The organism is Pseudoneobacillus rhizosphaerae (assembly GCF_917563885.1).
GTDB classification, from domain to species: Bacteria; Bacillota; Bacilli; order Bacillales; family Cytobacillaceae; genus Pseudoneobacillus; species Pseudoneobacillus rhizosphaerae.
Genome location: NZ_CAKJTG010000001.1, coordinates 272,113 through 289,142, shown reverse-complemented (window position 1 = coordinate 289,142; position 17,030 = coordinate 272,113). Strand labels below are relative to the sequence as shown.

Sequence of the window (17,030 nt, the reverse complement as noted above, 5' to 3'; positions counted from 1 at the left end):
GAATTAATTATTACTGCATTTATTTTACAGGTATTTCCTATTAATAGTAATTAATAAATATTTTTATAGTTTTATTGGCCACCCAAAATAGAGAGAGTTTGGATAGTTGATTGTTTTCTCGAGAAAGAGAAAGTAGTATTTGGAGTGAAAAAAGTGAAATTATATGAAGAATTAAAACACGGAATTGTTATTAGTGCCATAGGTAAGTATTCAAATACTATAATTCAGTTTCTCATATTAGCAATTTTATCAAGGTTGTTAACACCTAGTGAATTTGGAGTAGTTGCTATAATTAATGTGTGTTTGGTGTTTTTCAATATGTTAATAGATATGGGAATAGGGCCAGCTATTATTCAAAATAAGACACTAAATAATTATCAGATTAATAGTATATTTAGTTTTTCAATATTTATATCGATATTATTGAGCATACTATTTGCTCTTATGTCTAAACCAATTTCTTTGTTCTATAACAATACTGATTTATTTGGGGTATGCCTAGTTATGTCAATTGCATTATTCACAAGTGGAATAAATATGGTACCTATTTCGATTAATTTAAAACAAAAAAAATTTCTTAAAGTGAATTTTGCTCAAGTTATATCTAGCATTATTTCCGGAATTATTGGTATTATTCTAGCATTTAACCATTTTAGTTTCTATGCATTGGTAATTTCTTCAATCGTTAAGAATCTTACAATGTTTATTATTACTTTCCATAAATCCAATCTTAAGCTAACTACTGACATTAAGAAAGTGGATCTATTAGTTATATATTCTTTTACGAGGAATCAGTTTCTATTCAATTTAATTAACTATTTTTCAAGAAATTTAGATAATATTTTAATTGGAAAATTCATATCTTTAAAAGCTTTAGCTTTTTATGACAAAGCATACATGTTATCACTGTATCCAAATCAAATGCTAACTGGTGTTATTACATCGGTTATTCAACCCATTATGTCTGAATATGAAGATCAAAAAGAAATAATTAAAAAAACTTATATAACTATCTCAAAGTTATTAGCAATAGTGGGAATGCCACTTACTGTATTTCTATACTTTTCTTCAAAAGAAATAATATATATAATATTTGGTCCTCAATGGGCAGAAAGTGTAGTACCGTTTCAAATTCTAGCTATATCAATTTGGATACAAATGATTTTAAGTAGTACAGGTTCAATATTTCAATCTGCTAATCGAACTGACCTATTGTTAAAGACTGGAATAGTAAATACAGCTCAAAATATATTGTGTATTGTTATTGGTGTGTGGACTGGGAGAATAGAATATGTTGCGGCTCTTATTGTAATATCATTATCTGTTAATTTTATCATAGCGAATTATTTTTTGATGAATAAATTGTTTAAAACAAGGCAAATAGAATTTTATAAAATATTAATTTCACCTATAGTTATTTCTTTAATACTCTTAGTTCCATTATTAATTATTAACTTATTAAAATTACAATATTCCCTGCCAATTCTTTTTATTTTTAAAGGATTATTAAGTTTATTGCTCTATTTATTAGGATTAAAATTAACTGGAAATATGATTTTAGTAAAAAAAATACTTAAAAGAAGAAATGCTTGATCTATTATGAGTTAAATAATTGCTAGGTAATAATCAATTCACTAAAAGATGTAATAAAATGATAGTACTAAAAAAGAAACCTTTAAAATAGACCTATGTTCGAATAAGAGAAAAAGATAACTTGTTACAGTTAGAAATTTCAAAGTTTAATAATAATTTAAGTATTTTCGACCGGAATTGGATTAAGATAGTGACTCTTTAAAGTGTATAGTATCTGTTATCCGTTTCGCCGGATTAAAGGTAGTGGTGATTCGGTAGTAACTCCCTCCAAAAAAGGGATATATTCCTATTATATAAAAGCATTAATTATCAACCTTTATTTAGATATTATAATGACAAGCTAGGGAATTTGTTCTTATTAACCCATATCCGCAATTACACTTGAGATTGTTGCATTATCATGGGCAGCAATATAATACTTAAACAAGTTATTAAGGAGACAATCTTCTATGAGACGTTATGAAGAGTTAGACTCGCTTAGAGGTTTAGCAGCTTTATCAGTTGTTTTTTGCCATTTTTTATTGATATATCCAGCATTAGATTATCTGAACAATATTAACAACGACTTTTGGTTTTTTAAATTCACTCCGTTACATCTTCTTTGGTCTGGTCATGAAGCAGTAATATTGTTCTTTATTTTGAGTGGGTTTGTCCTTTCATTACCTTTTTATAGTGGAAAAAGTGTAGATTATATCACGTTTTTAACTAAGCGCATATGTAGAATCTATTTACCTTATATTATAGCAGTTGTTTTTTCATTGGCTGGATGCGTTGTACTTTACAATGGAAACCTGACAGGTTTGAGTGAATGGATAAATGTAAGATGGGATGATCAAATATCCTTAAAAATGATTATTGGCTATGTATCCTTAATATTTCTTCCTAGTTACTCAGGAAACGAATATAATCCTGCGTTATGGTCTTTAGTACATGAGATGAGGATTTCAATAATCTTTCCTATAATAATTTTCTTCATTAATCGTTTAGATTGGAAAGTAAGCGTATTAACAGCTGCCTTGCTATCCTTCCTAGGTTTCGTGGGGAAACAAGCAGGATTGCATTTTCTGTTAAGTGATTTCCTGTTTAGTTTGCAATATCTTTTTATGTTTGTAATTGGTTCACTAATGGCAAAGCACAAAGATTGTTTAGCTACACAATACTCAAAATTATCTAGACCGGTACATGGATTGGCATTAATAGCAGGAATACTTTGTTATACTTATAGCTGGTGGTTCTTTTACGATATAAAAATACTTCACTTAGAAGTCATAAATGACTGGGTAATTACTTTAGGAGCGGCTATTTTTATTATCTACTCCTTATTTTCTAAAGTAACTAAAATACTGTTGTTATTTAAACCGGTTCACTTTCTAGGGGAAATTTCTTATAGTCTTTATTTATTTCATGGATTAGTACTTTTAAGCTTACTTCATATACTGCATGATTCTCTATCAACTTGGATAATATTAATGTGTTCACTATTTGTATCTATAGGTATTTCGACTATTTCTTATTATCTAATTGAAAAACCTTCTATAACATTGGGTAGAAAAATTGCATCACAACTTACAGAAAAACAAAAAGTATTTAAGAAATCAGCATAGCATTTGAAATTGTTGAACTTTGGGTGTCAGGCATCAAAAGACAAAAGGGGCATTTTGTACATGTGGAAAGTACAACGAACTTTGTGTAAGCGTAAAATAATCCCCACCTACTCCGTAGATGGGGATCAAGTTATTATTTAGATAATCGGTTAAACACTCTACAGTAGATTGGTAGGGTTGTTGACCAGGGTAGTACTTTATCAATGGCACTTTCATCTTTAATATCCATGTTGGGAAGAACCTCGAATAGATAGCGAAGATAATAATATGGGTTTAATCCATTTTCTTTTGCTGTCTCTTGAATATTGCGGACGTAATAAGCCAGCTCTGCGGAGTTTCGAGCCACCGTTAAAATCGGGTGTCCGGTAGAGCGACCGAGCTTAGGTTGCAACATATACTGGGTGGGATTCCCACCGAGAAAAAGTTAGCCACTCACTCGTGGCGAGTCTTGGAGGGTAATGGGTAACCGTTGCCTTTAAGCGTAGACAGTTAGATGATGGGCTGTAAGCCGTGTGGCTGAAGGGATTGAGCTCCGAAATGCCAAATCGAGAGGGCTGATGCGTTTACCGGTGCAGAAAGCAACATTTCTATTATCGCAACTGGCGAGATAATCTCGATGGGAATTTCCCTCGCTGACCAAAACGGAATCGGGTGTCCGGTACCGACAAAAGACAAAACTGTGAGTTTGTTCGCATGGAAAATACACTTCGGTTAATGGGTAGTATGGGTTAAAAAGGGAGTTGATTAATTCAACTCCCTTTGTGTGATTCGCCATGCATATGAGTGTGAAAAATTTTTTATCTTAGAAGGATTCTAGCAAACTATGTCGAAATGTATTTTTTAGAAAGCTGTGTTAGCTATATTACCCTCATGCCCGCTTATCCTCCAGTCGTACATGCTTAAATTCCCTTACACACTCAATTAACTTCCATCTCATTTTTATGCACCGGTTCTGTGTTTACTGTAATGTTTCCAAAATAGTTAATTTCACTCCGGTATGTATTTCTAAATGTGTAAAATATTGATTCTAATAAATAATCCTTAATCTATCTTCTATGTTATTATTTCTATTAGTTAAAGATATAGGAAGGAAGTTATTTATGAAGAAACTTTATAGTTTACTAGCTGTATTATTGTTTATTTCGGTTTTGGTTACTCCTGTTGATGCTTCGGCAGCTTTAAAAAAGGTTCCTATTGAAGATCAAATAGAAAAACTTACTCTGGAAAACAAAGAAATGAAAAATGAAATTAAAGAGCAATCATCGTCTATATAAAGGGATTGGAATTAGAAAAGGAAATGTTCGATAGTCTGATTGCTATAAAGGACGACAGAATAGGGCTATTAGAAGGGAATATTAGCACTATACTTGAAACCATAGGGTTAATTTTTGCGATTTTGATTGGGCTTAGTTTCTTTATCAATCGTAGAATAAGCAAAAGTTTAAGGAATGCTGAAAAAGTTAAAGAAAAGTATGAGTTGTTGGCTGAACAAGTAGATAAAAGAGTAGAAGAAGTAAACGAGGCTTATGAACAAATTGGAATAATAATTAACTCTAAAGAATTTGCTGATGCTCTAACTAAGATAGATGAATTGTCACATGAGCTTGAGACTAGTAAACAAAAACATACGAAGTTACTATCCACTTTAAAGAGAATGGATTCTACAATTGAACGATTACAAGAAAGTCAAACAAAGGAAACTCTTAGGAATCTTGTATACGAGTCAGATGAATTGGCCTCTAGTATATTAATAAAAAATAGTTTATCTGACTTTAGATCACCGTTACCTATTGAAAAAGTACTACATGATTCAAGATTGAAACCTAAAAAAAGTATAGCTAGAAGTACAATTGATAGAGAATTTTAACACCATAAATATTTGCAGACCAATAGGGCTATGGTGCCTGACACCATCAAAAGACAAAATGGACAATTTTTCCGTGTGGAAAGTACATTATACTTTAATAAAGAGGAAGTCTCAAAAACATATGTTTTTGAGACTTCCTCTTTATATTTTATAATCCGAAATCTTCGTTTAGTTGGTGATCATGAACCCATGGCGGATAAAACAAAATAATCCACATCTCTAATACAATATATTATTTTTACTCCCTTATGATTACGGTGTGACCGTCAAGTAGAATGACACAATTTTTGCTCGTTAATTTGAAATAGGGTATCCGGTACCGACAAAAGATATGGTAGTGTTAGGGGGCTAAAAACCTATACCTCGATAGTAAACAGTAGTGTTAATTAACCGGAAATTGAGGCAATACATGTTCAAATAATTGGACATATTAACTGAAAGAGGAAATAGCCGGGTCTATTATTTCCATGAGGGTAGTGATTATTAGAACGGAAGCAAGGTGGCCGTTTCATGCTTCTACTGGAATCTGGGTGATAGGCATAATGAGTAAATTATCTTGGAAGGTAGTTAACCATTTTAATAGTGTTAACTGCTTTTTTGTTGTTTATTTTTGAGGAGTTTCTGGTGTTAGACAACGAAAAAAGATAAACAGTGCAAAAAATGACATTAAAGTACAAAAATCTATCTTTTTTTCTATTATTTACTTATTTTCGACAATTTTTTCATGTACCATATAGCATAATGAAAATATAGGAAGTGGCAGTACTGAGTTAATCAGGGACTGAGTATTTTTACCCACGCGAATTTCATTAATTTGGAGGTGCGATTTTCATTGATTGATAAAAATCAGGTTACATATATACACAAATTAACAAAAATAGAAAATCATAATTTCCTTCAAAAACCTGAGTTTGCCATTTTTAGAAAACGGGCTCAATATATGAAGAAGCAACTGGATCAACAAGAATTTCGAATTACCATAGTAGGGGAGTTTAGTGCCGGAAAATCGACTTTTCTGAATGCATTAATGGGTGAAGACGTTCTACCTCACGCTTTGCGAGAAACGACAGCCTCTGTGACCTATATTCGAAATGTTGGACCGACCCATCCGCTTGTCAATAAGATGGTTATTGAGTTTTCAGATTCGACAAAAAAACCCATTACTCTCGATATTGATAGTAATCCTGAGGCTCTCAAACAATATGTAACGACGATGTCAAAGGACTTTAATGTGGTAGAAGAAATAGGCGCAGTACATATTTATTTAAATTTCCCTTATACAAATGAACCGATTGTATTCGTCGATACTCCTGGATTAAACGGGATGGCAGAGGGGCATTACAGTTTAACGTTATCTGAGATTCAAAAGGCCCATGCGAGTATTTTCCTATTCCATATCCGTGGGTTATCTCAAACGAACATAAGGTTACTGAATCTTTTAGAACAGTACCAACAGAAATTTATCTTTGTCATGAACTTCATTGATGAACTGAAGAGTGAAGAAGGTGAAAGCGTTGAAAAGAAAGTAAAGCAGCTTCAGAAAGAGTTAGAGAAAGCTGGAGTACAGCCTCCTTTTCCATTGTTTGGGGTTTCTGCATTAAAAGCATTAGTGGCTAAAGACACCAATTTGAAGAGAGTCTATGCTCATGATGAAATTGATGTGGATGAAATGAAACGAGCTCAGCTGATGATAGATTCCCAATTCACCGAGCTAGAAGACTATCTCTGGAAAGACGTCATTTTACAAGAGAAAGAGAAGATCTTCAAAGATAGTATGGACCGAAGTATTCAACAATTGATAACAGACTTAGTAGAAGAATTACAAGAGTTATCCAAGCTGAATGCAGCTAAGATTGATCAAGAGGATCGTCTCGAAGTAGAAAGGCGAATCGAGCGATTAACATCCAGATCGGTGAAAAATTGGCAGATAACCGAAGACTATATCGGAAGTCGTGAAAATGATCTTGTAAAGATATTTAGAGAAAAGGTACAACAAGACCTTACCATGATACGAGAGGACTTTGAAATAGAAATACGAAAATTGACTTACCAGCAATTGGACCTTTTTAAGTCAAAAGTTGAGAACCATGAATATCAAAAGGAACTCACCCAAAAGATTATTGAACTCCGAAATTCCTATGAAGGGGTTTTAAAAGATTTTTTAGAAGAGGTTTACCAAGGGGCCATTTTACGAATTCGGAAATTCCACCCTACCATTGTTGTCCAATCGAATCAAAAATTAAATTTTCAATTTGCTATGAAAGAGGCTGAGTTTGATAGTCTTGATATCGTTAATCAATTAAAGTCGATTAAGCAAAAAGAAAAGAAAGCGGTTGAAGATTCTAGGGCTTTTACTGTAGAGAAGGCTAACTCGGAAAATGAATTAAATAAGATTAAAGCTGAATCTCAGAATCTAGTTAGAAAAGAAAATGAAAGCATCCAAGAGAAAAACCGTAAAATAAGTCATTTAGGTTCTATGCCGGATGTCTATCGTTATGATGAAAAACGTTATCGAGAAGTGGAAAGGGCAAAGTGGAGCCCGTTTAGACTGTTCAGTGAAACCAAAACGGAAAAATATACTGTAAGAGTAACAGACGATAGCGAACAGCGTAAATGGAAGGCCAATAAAGAAAAAATAGAGAGAGAATATAACCAACAAATTTCAGATATCCAAAAGAAACAAGAGGATTATGAAGAGAAACAACGACGACTTTCTCGTAATAAGGTTGAAAACAGCCACAAATTAGACCAAGTCAATCGTAAACTGGATGAGTATGCAAAGGAAGTGCAGCACCTTGAAAAACTTAGAAGAGAAATCTATGAAAAGAACAAACGTGAGTATTTTGAAATACAAAAACGGGACTTATTGAATCTAGTTCGTACCCATATGGATGAAATTGTCCTTCATGAGTTTGAAGAATTACTCATCCAAAATATTCAATCCAACATAATGAAAATCAAAAAATCGACTCAAAAGTATTACATCGATTCAGAGAATAAGTATCGCCAAAAGCTACAGCTATTATTACAAAGAGCCAATCATGATTTTGATGAAAAACTAGAGAGAACTATTCAAAACGCTATCAAGGAAATTTCGAGCTTTTTTAAAGAAGAGGTACATGTTTAAGGAGTGTCAGTCTATGGAAACTTTAGAAATACAAGCATTTGAAGGACGCAAAAACAATCTATTAGGTCTATTGGAACGAACTAGAGCTTATTTTGAAAAGATAGGAAATGACGACAAGGTTAAGTCCTTCGAATCCTTATATCAAAATGTGCAAAATGGGGAATTTGTCATTGTAGTGGTAGGGGAGTTTAGTGCCGGAAAATCGACTTTTCTGAATGCATTAATGGGTGAAAAATATTTGCCATCCTTTACCAGTGAGACAACAGCCACCATTAACTACTTGAAGCATACAAATAAATCTCTAAATGGACGCGGTTTGGAGGTTGTTTTTAAAGATCAATCTAAGGGAGTGGCATATGGGGATGCTACGCAAAAGGATATTGAAAAGTATGTGTCGACCTCTAGCACCACTGATGTTGTGAATGAAGTAGAGTATGTGAATCTATTCTTAGATTCTCCTTTTCTTGAAAAAGGAGTTATGCTCGTTGATAGCCCTGGATTAAATGGAGTAGCAGAAGGTCATCAGGAAGTAACGGAACATCAAATTGAAAAGTCACATGCTTGTATTTTCATGTTCAACTCTACCCAACCAGGAAAAAAATCAGACTTTGAAGTCTTAAGCAAACTCACAAAGAAATTCAATACTATTATTCTCGTGTTGAACCAAATCGATAAAATCAAAAAAGACGAAGAAACAGTAGAGGAAGTAGTTGATCGCTTAAAACGAGATTATGCTAAGCAATTTGAAGGCAGTGCCATTCCAGAAATTTGGCCGGTAGCTGCTTATCCTGCCCTAGTTGCTAATAGTACTCAAAATTTAGAATATCCCGATAATACAGGTAAGCGAGACCATTCCCCTCAAGACCGTGCCAGATACTTAGATGCTTCTCGTATCGAGCCATTCAAAAATCGCCTATGGAAGTTTATTACCCAAGGTGAGAAAGCACAACAAGAGATGCTTGCACCTGTTGAAAAAGTGAAAAGTGCCTTATTGGATCGCCGCACGGATATCGAAAACCAGATCTTTAATCTCACTACATTAGAGGATGCACAAGAGGTTGAGGCTCAAATGAATTTTTTACAAGAAGAAATTGAAAAGCTGGAAGGTGAAATGCAAAAAAGTAAACAAGGCATTGATGGGGTACTGAAAGAAAAACTAAGCGACTCCATAAACCAGTTGAAGTCTGGAGCTCAAAACATCCAACAACGTTATGCCAGAAGGATTGAGAATTGGACAGAATTGGACGATGTTGAGTATGAATTTGACGAGATTCAAAATCGAGCGAGTCGTGATTTTGATGGAATGATGAAAAACGCCTTTGATACCTTCATGACTGAATTTGAAGACACAATGAGATTACAGTATGTAAGCTTTATGGAACAGGTCCAATCTAAAGTACAAGAAAGTCACTCTATTTTAGAAAAAATGACTGTTCCTAAACCAGAGGAATTTGTTTTTGACGCGACGCAATTCCATGTTGGGTTAGATAAATTTGAAGAACAAAGAAGAGCCATTGAGGCGGAGCTTGCTAAATTTGATGGAGAAATTGAAAGGGTTCAAAAGGATTTTATCCAAGCAGAGCTCATTCGTTCGGACAAGGAAGCCCTGGAAAGAAGATTAGAAGGTTTAAAAGAGAAGGAAATGTTTTACATCCAAGCACTTGGAGCAAGACCTGCTGTAAACTACTATACGGAATTTGAAGATACGAAACAAGGCCGTGGTGGTATATTGGGCTGGACTGCTGATTTATTTATCGGAAAGAAGAATGTACAAACCCAAAAGAAAGTCATGGATGACTCCCTTGTCAAAAGCTATGAAGCAGAACGTGAATCTTATCGAAATGCGATTCTGCAAAGTGAAGATAGTATTAAGAAGCAAATGGAAGATCTAGAAAGTAAAGTGGAAAAATCACCAGAGGTATTAGAGTATGAACGTCAACAAATTGAGCGCCAAAAGGAAGCTATTCGACAAAAAAGAGAATCTTATGAGCAGCAATTTAAAGAAGAATTCCAGAAAAAGAATCGCCGAGCGCTGTTGAAAGTGAAGCACCAAATGGGCGATTACATATCGGAGTTAACGAAACAAGGGGAAGAAACCTTTAAGAACTCATTAGGAAAGAAACGGAAGGAATTAACGGAGATTGTCATCAACGTAGTAGATGCAAAAATTCGCAAACAGATTTTGGATAAGGAAAAGGAATTACAGGAGTTGGCTGATACCTTAAAATCCTCAGCCGCAGAAATACAGAAGAAAATTACGGCTTTCGAAGAAGAAAAGTCGGATGTCATCGAGCTATTAAGCGAAGTGGTTTCTTTAGAAATGGAAATCCAAAGTCTGACAACCGATTCCATTCAAACATCTAGCGTGACAGCCACTATATCGTAATGGAGGAGACCAGATGAGTTTTGAGGTTTTCAATAATATTGCCTTGTATTTACAAAATGCACAATTAGTAAAGCAAGTAGAAGTACTACAGAAAATGAATGAGAAAACAGCTGTATACGTCCCTCTCATAGGTCAATTTTCAGCAGGGAAATCCAATTTACTAAACAACCTGTTCGGAAGGAAGATTCTCCCGACGATGTTGAGTGAAACGACAGCTTTCTCTACGTATATTTCTTATGGAGAAGAGGAAAGTGCCTATCTCATTACAGTAGAAGGTATCCGTTATCCCATTAGCTTAGAGCAGCTACTGAAGCTAAGCCAACAAACTTTTTCTGATCAAAAAAGTTTAACTGAAATTCTGGATATCCCTATTTCAGAACTGGATGTGGATTCTATACATGTTCACATTCAGCACCCATTATTACAGAACGGCCTAGTCTTTGTGGATACTCCGGGATTAAATACTTTACTACAAACACATGAGAATCGTACGCAAGCCTTACTTCCACAAGCCAATGCCATTCTTTATGTGCTTGGAAAAAGTTTAACTGACTCAGACCTTACCATCATTCGGCAAATTGACCAGTTGGGAATTGAGATGATTTTTGTCCGTACTCGATTGGATGAAGTAAAATCTTCAGAAGGAGAATTCGTAGAAGATGTCCTTCAAAAGGATCATTTACAATTAAAAAAATGGCTAGGTAAAGAACCGAAATTACTTGGAGTTACCAACGAACTTGATTTCTTAGCCTATCCTGAATGGAAAACTCGTATGAATACGTTGTATCAGCATCTATCACACCATCTTGCTAGTCAAGTAGAACAAGTGAAAGCAACTAGTATTCAAACCCGTTTGTTGTTAATCGCTACCGAAATGCTTCAAGAATTGGAAGATAGAAAACACCAGTTGGAAGAGCTTAAGCAAGTGGATTTGATTGTTTTAGAAGAACGGGTTCAAGAATTAGAAAGACAAATTTCTATTTTAGAAGGAAAGTTAGCCACTCAATTTGACCGAATTCATTCCCAATTTACCGAAGTAGAGAAGCAAATTTATTCCCAGTTGGAGAGTGGCTTTCATAAGACTAAGAAGAAATTTGAAAATAGCCTTCAGGAGCAATCATCTCTTCAAAGTCTTCAAGAAGTGGGAAGACAGTTATCTCGAACTTTCATAGATGAGGTGACAAAAGAAGCAGATCGTATCGTAAAAGACAATGTCAATCAATTTTTTCGTGGAATGACCGTTGAATCAAATGAGCTCCTTGCAGATGTGGAGCGTCAAGTAGAAGGTAAACAAGCATTATCTATGAAATTAACTATCGATATCCCAAGTATAGAGGATATTTTTGAAGATGCTGCCTTTCTCGAAGAATATTTCGACCAGGCTGAAGGAAATGAGGATTTGCAGGAGCAACTTCAACAGCTTAAAGAAGATCGGGAACAGCTGAAAGTGGAAATGGCGATTATTTCACAACAAAAAAATGAAGTGGATAGAGAGAAAAGAACGTTAGGTGGGTATCAATCCCGTTATAAACAAGTCCGAACCTCTAATATACAAGAGGTGTTAGGAAAGCTTGGGATGGGGTTAGATTTGGCCTTATTATTTGTCCCGGGGACGGCTGTAGCAAAGGGAGCTGGTCTAGTAGCAAAAGGCGCCGGGGCGATTTCTAAATCAACTAAAGTGATAAAAATTGCCACTGATGCTGCTAAAATTGCCGAAAAGGCAACGAAAACGGCCAAAACGATTGATAAGGTGAAAGATGCCCTTTATATGGCAAAGACCGTTCAAGAAAAAATAAGAAACAATGAGATCGCTCAAAAAACACCAGGGTTATTAGATATGGTAACCGTTGAATTCTGGTTCCGAAAAGTCGGTGAAGTTATCGATGGACCTACTAAGCATGTGGAAGACGATGAATATCGCCAACAATATCAAGCAGTAGAAAGGGAACTCTCAGCTAAATATGAAGCAGCAAAACTAGAGGAATTAACCCGTTTACAACAATTAAATCTAATTAATACGAAAGAAGAACGATTGAAAAAAGAAAAGGAAATTGAAAAACGTAACCAACTGCGGATTCAGCAGGAAGTGCAGAGGGAAAGAGATCATTTCATGCAAGAAACAAAAAGGAAGCAAATAGAATCTTATCGAAGACAATTAGTCAGCCAGTTTGAGGAAGCAGTTGATGGGTTATTACACCAGCAATCAGAATTTGTAGCACAATTCTTAGCGGAATTAATAGAGAAACTTCCAACTTCCCTTTCGATGCGGTTACAACAAGAGATTACCATTTATCGAGACCAGCTTCATAAAGCAATAGAATTGAAGCAAATGGGGGAACAGGAAGCCCAACAAAAAGAGCAGTTGCTAACAGAATATATTCAATTTCTAAAAGAATATAGTCTAGAGACATATGCTGTGAACTGAGGGGATATCTAAATGTCAGTCAGTGTAAAAAAGAAAAAGCGTGTAAAAAATCATTTTACTTGGCTCCAAGTCCTTTCAAAGCTGAGAAGTATTGTGATTCTAGGGTGCAAAGGAAATGAAAGATATGAACTAGTTCGTTCCTATCTTTCTCCTTCTTTTTGTTTACAAGACGTTTGGCGGAATATCATGTTTGACAAGACGTATGTGTTATACCCAAGTATAACCAATGAGTTATATGTCAAAAGGGAAAATAACCAAGTGGAGAGTTGTGAAAACATTCATTTGGCCACAGAAGATGAGATTGTTTTTGTTCCAGTTGATCCAAGTCAATTGCCAAGTGGCAGTATGATGGTTATACCCCCTGCCATTCTTGAGAAAGAATTACATTCTGTGATATGGGACCCTATGTTTCGAAATCAACGAACCGAATTTGTGTGGGTCGAAGCCTTTCCATATGGGAAAAGTGAAAGTATCAATGCCCTCCTCCATCTGGAAAAGGAATACGAAATTCAAAGGAATGAGATTCATTATGCTTTTATCGAATCTCAACGAAACTTTGCCTACACAGACTTGGATACAATTCAAGAAGCGATGGAAGTGGCGAAACAAGTTTATCGGAAGGAAGGATTTAGAAAGTCCATATCTATCATTCATGGGCTGCTTTCTCCGTATACGTTGAGCTTACTCATGACAGAGGAAATGCCATATACAGAAAAGCTTCTGAATGAAATTCATCAAGTAGTGGAGAAAAATAAGCGACAGTGTGAAAGGTTCTTTGAGGAGGATTATTTAGACATTGTGGTAGAATTACGTCTTCCTATCATGCTTGAGGAAGTATTTGATTATCAGGCATTAAAGAAAATAAAAAAGAAGAAGGTTTTTGACCAATGGATGGATCAAATGGAAGAGTATATTTTTCAGAAATTCACTCAACTTATCAAAAGATTATTCATCCAAGATCTTATGATGGATACCATCTATCCTCTAGGAAACTATCAAACTGATTTACAAAAACTACTAGAATCCGAATGGATCCGTTTTAAGAAAGAGCTAAAAAGGGAGCGGGAAATGGCGGAAAATGTTACTTTGCATTTAGACGCCATCCAATATGCAACTGCCATAAAAGATGTGAAAGTACAACTAAAACATAAATTAACGAGTTTTATTGAAATGCATTTTTTTGAAGTGCTGAATACTCATATTCTATATGTATTTGGTCTTTGGAATAGGGAAGGGATGTAAGGATGGTCACCGATATTATTGTCGCATTTGGTTTTATTCTTATTGCAATTTTACTAGTCATTAGTTTCAAAAATCTAACCTCGAGTAACGAATCGAAATATAGAGAGCTTTTCACCAGTTTATTGGAATGGAGAAAGCAAATGGAGGAGCAACAAGCAAACTTTCAATTGACTCTTCTTCAACATGCCCAACAAGCGGACCAATCATTACAGAGTGTGTGGGAGAAGACGAATGCGGAATTAGTGCAGTTCACCGAAAAAGAACAACAAGGATTGAAAGCAACCTTACATGAATGGAAAGAGACACAAGTAGCGCTGCAATCCAGTTTATTCATTACTCATAAAGAGACTATGGAAGGTCTACAAAAAGTCTGGAAACAAACCAATCAGGAATCCTTGGCGCTGTTGGAAGCGGAAAAGGTATCAAGGAACGAACTCCTACAAAATGTTTCTTCCGTACAAGAGACAAGCCGTTTGCACTTACTTGAACAGAAGGACCAAATTGAAAAGTTACAGAACCATAATGAAAATGTCCTCGCTAAGCTCATTTACTTTATTGATGAAACTAAGCAGGTTGCGGTTAATACAGAAGCTTATCATAAGCAAATAACGACCGATTTTACAGCCTTTACGTCAAAAATGCATGACTTATTTGATACGAAAGTGAAAGAACAGCATGAATTGCTTTTAAATGCGGAGCAAACTATTAAGGAATCCTTAACAGCCATGGTGGATGCAAGTGATTCAAACCTTGGAAAATATGAAAAAGCGATCCAAGAAATCACAACGATTCAGCATTCTCAAAGCCAATTAGTCTTATTAATGAAAAAGGCTCAAGATGAACACCATCAAAAATTAGAAGAATACCAGAATGAACTGAAAGAAGGATTAGAGGAATTATTTAGTGATAAACTAAATGCCTTAAACGAAAAAAGCAAAGAGCAAAATCAAGAAACCACAATCATTCTCGAAGAAGTCAAAGACACGATTGAGGAAATGGTCCTTTCCGTAAGCAAAAGTCAATTAGAGACAGAGCGGACCTTCCAGAATTTCGGATCCGTTCTAAAAGGCTTAGACGATTCCCTTAAGCAAACCATCCAAGTCACTCAAACAATGCAATCCGAAATGAAATCGTTAGGTGAAAAAGATATTAAATTACTCGAAAAGATCTTGAGGTAAGTGTATGAAAGAAGTTACCTATCAAAAAAATCTAATAACTAGCTCCCTGTTAAATGAAGCACTAGAAAACCAAATTAACCGACTATTCGGAAATGAAATGGGTAAAGCTCGGTTAGCCTATGTTTTATTACATGATAAGAAAAAACAAGAAACTTATGAAACAATGAATGAGTGTGTAAATAGTGTTAAAAGGAATATATCGAGCGGAAATTATCGAAATGCGTTGGGGTTGTTGGTTGTTTTGAAAAAGGAGATTGATGAATTTAGGGTGTGAAGAGTGTACTGACTAAACGCCTAAATAGTTGTTTGGGAAAGGGGAGAGTCTTGTTATTAGGGCTTTTTCCTTTTTTTATTCTGGCTCTATATATTTAGTTACATCTACAATGATCTTCTTACCCAACATCGGGTAGTTTAGTATCGGCGGAAAAGGAACAAGAGAGAAGAAAAAGATGGGAGAGTGCTTAGAGGATAGGTGTCAGGTAATGCAAGGAAAAATCATATTTACCTCGCGCAAAATATAATACATAATAGGAATAAAATGTAATAGGTTAATTTCAAAAGCATTAAATTTGAAAATCCCTCAATCTAATTTTTCCGTTGCAAGATTTCACGCACAAATCAGCGGTTTTATCTTTTTGTCGGTACTAGTTCAAAAAGAAGGTGCAAATTCTATTTTTTACTTTGCTCATCCACCTTGAGAGTAGAATAAAAGTACTAAAGGGAAATGATAAACCATTAAACTACCTCCTTCAAAATCATTCATAGGGGAGGTGCGATACATAAGGAGGATCATTATGACTGAACAAAAAAATTATATCGAATTAATTCAAAATACTTTTTCTACGATTATTTTAGATGCTATTCAATACTTCCCAGAGAACGTTAAAAAGGTGCATTATGAATCTAGTGGACTATTATTTGGGATGAATAAAGGAGACTTTGTTGAGTGTGACTATGTATTTCCAGTAGGAAGTGTTGAAAAGCGAGCAAAAGATTCAATTAAATCGAATCCAAAAGTGGACGCAGCGATAAAGACGTCTAGGCAATTATTCTCTACTTCAAATTTTTTAGGAACCTATCATAGTCATCCTTATGATGAGTATTTTGAAGACTGGGCATGTCCTAGTAATGCGGATGTAGCATATTCTCTACACACAAAATACCCTTATGAAATTATAATTGCAATTACACGAGGAGGAGAAAATGAAAATCCATTAACTCTGGACTTCTATGAAGGCAATGGTTATGAATTCCTCTACAATCATGATTCAAGGGATCCTCACAGCTTTCCAAAAACTAAAGAGCTGGGTTATAAAACAACTTACCTTATGGGCAATTTTCAAAGATACCAGTTTGAAATTCGTGCTTATCAATTTACAGGGAATTCTTTGAAAGATATCGATTTGGAGTCTTCAGAGGCTGACTTACTGTGTATGCTTAATGAGGAAAAAATTATGCTGAAAGATTTGCAGGCAGAGGATACCTACCGACTCCGCAAATTAGAATTTAATCTGAGAACGGAACAAAACAAAAAAAATAGCGAAGACAATATCAGGTATCATATGAATAAGTTAATTAGATAGGATTTGATCAAATAAAATGAATGTG

Annotated in this window: 12 protein-coding genes and 1 pseudogene; 11 read left to right on the top strand and 2 right to left on the bottom strand. The window is 34.9% G+C overall.

Going from position 1 to position 17,030, the window contains the following annotated elements:
• The first annotated feature begins 153 nt into the window (after positions 1 to 153).
• Positions 154 to 1,593: a lipopolysaccharide biosynthesis protein gene (locus LRP83_RS01360; RefSeq protein ID WP_230494863.1), complete on the top strand. Its 1,440-nt coding sequence runs from the start codon at positions 154 to 156 to the stop codon at positions 1,591 to 1,593.
• 449 nt (positions 1,594 to 2,042) lie between these two features.
• Positions 2,043 to 3,197 (top strand): acyltransferase family protein, encoded by a 1,155-nt coding sequence (locus LRP83_RS01355; protein ID WP_230494862.1) that lies wholly within the window; start codon positions 2,043 to 2,045, stop codon positions 3,195 to 3,197.
• Between the two features lie 133 nt (positions 3,198 to 3,330).
• On the opposite strand, the pseudogene LRP83_RS01350 reads toward LRP83_RS01355, so the two are convergent.
• Positions 3,331 to 3,498 (bottom strand): annotated as a pseudogene (locus tag LRP83_RS01350) (transposase domain-containing protein); the annotation flags it as partial.
• 188 nt (positions 3,499 to 3,686) lie between these two features.
• The gene (locus LRP83_RS01345) at positions 3,687 to 3,872 is read right to left on the bottom strand and encodes a hypothetical protein (protein ID WP_230494861.1); all 186 of its coding nucleotides are present in this window, start codon (positions 3,870 to 3,872) and stop codon (positions 3,687 to 3,689) included.
• Positions 3,873 to 4,297: 425 nt separating this feature from the next.
• On the opposite strand from LRP83_RS01345, the gene LRP83_RS01340 reads away from it, so the two are divergent.
• The 9 genes from LRP83_RS01340 to LRP83_RS01300 all read left to right on the top strand — a co-directional run bounded on the left by LRP83_RS01340 (position 4,298) and on the right by LRP83_RS01300 (position 17,005).
• Positions 4,298 to 4,471, top strand: a complete 174-nt coding sequence (locus LRP83_RS01340; RefSeq protein ID WP_230494860.1) for a hypothetical protein — start codon at positions 4,298 to 4,300, stop codon at positions 4,469 to 4,471.
• Positions 4,472 to 4,476: 5 nt separating this feature from the next.
• On the top strand, positions 4,477 to 5,064 hold the full coding sequence (locus tag LRP83_RS01335; RefSeq protein WP_230494859.1) for a hypothetical protein: 588 nt from the start codon (positions 4,477 to 4,479) through the stop codon (positions 5,062 to 5,064).
• Positions 5,065 to 5,896: 832 nt separating this feature from the next.
• A complete protein-coding gene (locus LRP83_RS01330; RefSeq protein ID WP_230494858.1) occupies positions 5,897 to 8,191 on the top strand; it encodes a dynamin family protein in 2,295 nt (764 codons plus the stop codon).
• A 13-nt stretch (positions 8,192 to 8,204) separates the two neighbouring features.
• Positions 8,205 to 10,577: a dynamin family protein gene (locus LRP83_RS01325; RefSeq protein WP_230494857.1), complete on the top strand. Its 2,373-nt coding sequence runs from the start codon at positions 8,205 to 8,207 to the stop codon at positions 10,575 to 10,577.
• A gap of 13 nt (positions 10,578 to 10,590) precedes the next feature.
• The gene (locus tag LRP83_RS01320; RefSeq protein WP_230494856.1) at positions 10,591 to 13,002 is read left to right on the top strand and encodes a dynamin family protein; all 2,412 of its coding nucleotides are present in this window, start codon (positions 10,591 to 10,593) and stop codon (positions 13,000 to 13,002) included.
• Positions 13,003 to 13,014: 12 nt separating this feature from the next.
• Positions 13,015 to 14,244, top strand: a complete 1,230-nt coding sequence (locus LRP83_RS01315; protein WP_230494855.1) for a hypothetical protein — start codon at positions 13,015 to 13,017, stop codon at positions 14,242 to 14,244.
• Positions 14,245 to 14,246: 2 nt separating this feature from the next.
• Entirely contained in the window at positions 14,247 to 15,422 is a 1,176-nt protein-coding gene (locus tag LRP83_RS01310; RefSeq protein WP_230494854.1) for a hypothetical protein, read from the top strand.
• A 4-nt stretch (positions 15,423 to 15,426) separates the two neighbouring features.
• Entirely contained in the window at positions 15,427 to 15,696 is a 270-nt protein-coding gene (locus LRP83_RS01305; RefSeq protein ID WP_230494853.1) for a hypothetical protein, read from the top strand.
• A 520-nt stretch (positions 15,697 to 16,216) separates the two neighbouring features.
• A complete protein-coding gene (locus LRP83_RS01300) occupies positions 16,217 to 17,005 on the top strand; it encodes an MPN domain-containing protein (RefSeq protein ID WP_230494852.1) in 789 nt (262 codons plus the stop codon).
• The last annotated feature ends 25 nt before the right edge of the window (positions 17,006 to 17,030 follow it).

Excerpts from the sequence above, each read along its gene's own strand:
- LRP83_RS01310 (WP_230494854.1), top strand. The coding sequence starts at position 14,247 with ATGGTCACCGATATTATTGTCGCATTTGGTTTTATTCTTATTGCAATT.
- LRP83_RS01340 (WP_230494860.1), top strand. The coding sequence starts at position 4,298 with ATGAAGAAACTTTATAGTTTACTAGCTGTATTATTGTTTATTTCGGTT.
- LRP83_RS01355 (WP_230494862.1), top strand. The coding sequence starts at position 2,043 with ATGAGACGTTATGAAGAGTTAGACTCGCTTAGAGGTTTAGCAGCTTTA.
- LRP83_RS01300 (WP_230494852.1), top strand. The coding sequence starts at position 16,217 with ATGACTGAACAAAAAAATTATATCGAATTAATTCAAAATACTTTTTCT.
- LRP83_RS01325 (WP_230494857.1), top strand. The coding sequence starts at position 8,205 with ATGGAAACTTTAGAAATACAAGCATTTGAAGGACGCAAAAACAATCTA.
- LRP83_RS01305 (WP_230494853.1), top strand. The coding sequence starts at position 15,427 with ATGAAAGAAGTTACCTATCAAAAAAATCTAATAACTAGCTCCCTGTTA.
- LRP83_RS01320 (WP_230494856.1), top strand. The coding sequence starts at position 10,591 with ATGAGTTTTGAGGTTTTCAATAATATTGCCTTGTATTTACAAAATGCA.
- LRP83_RS01315 (WP_230494855.1), top strand. The coding sequence starts at position 13,015 with ATGTCAGTCAGTGTAAAAAAGAAAAAGCGTGTAAAAAATCATTTTACT.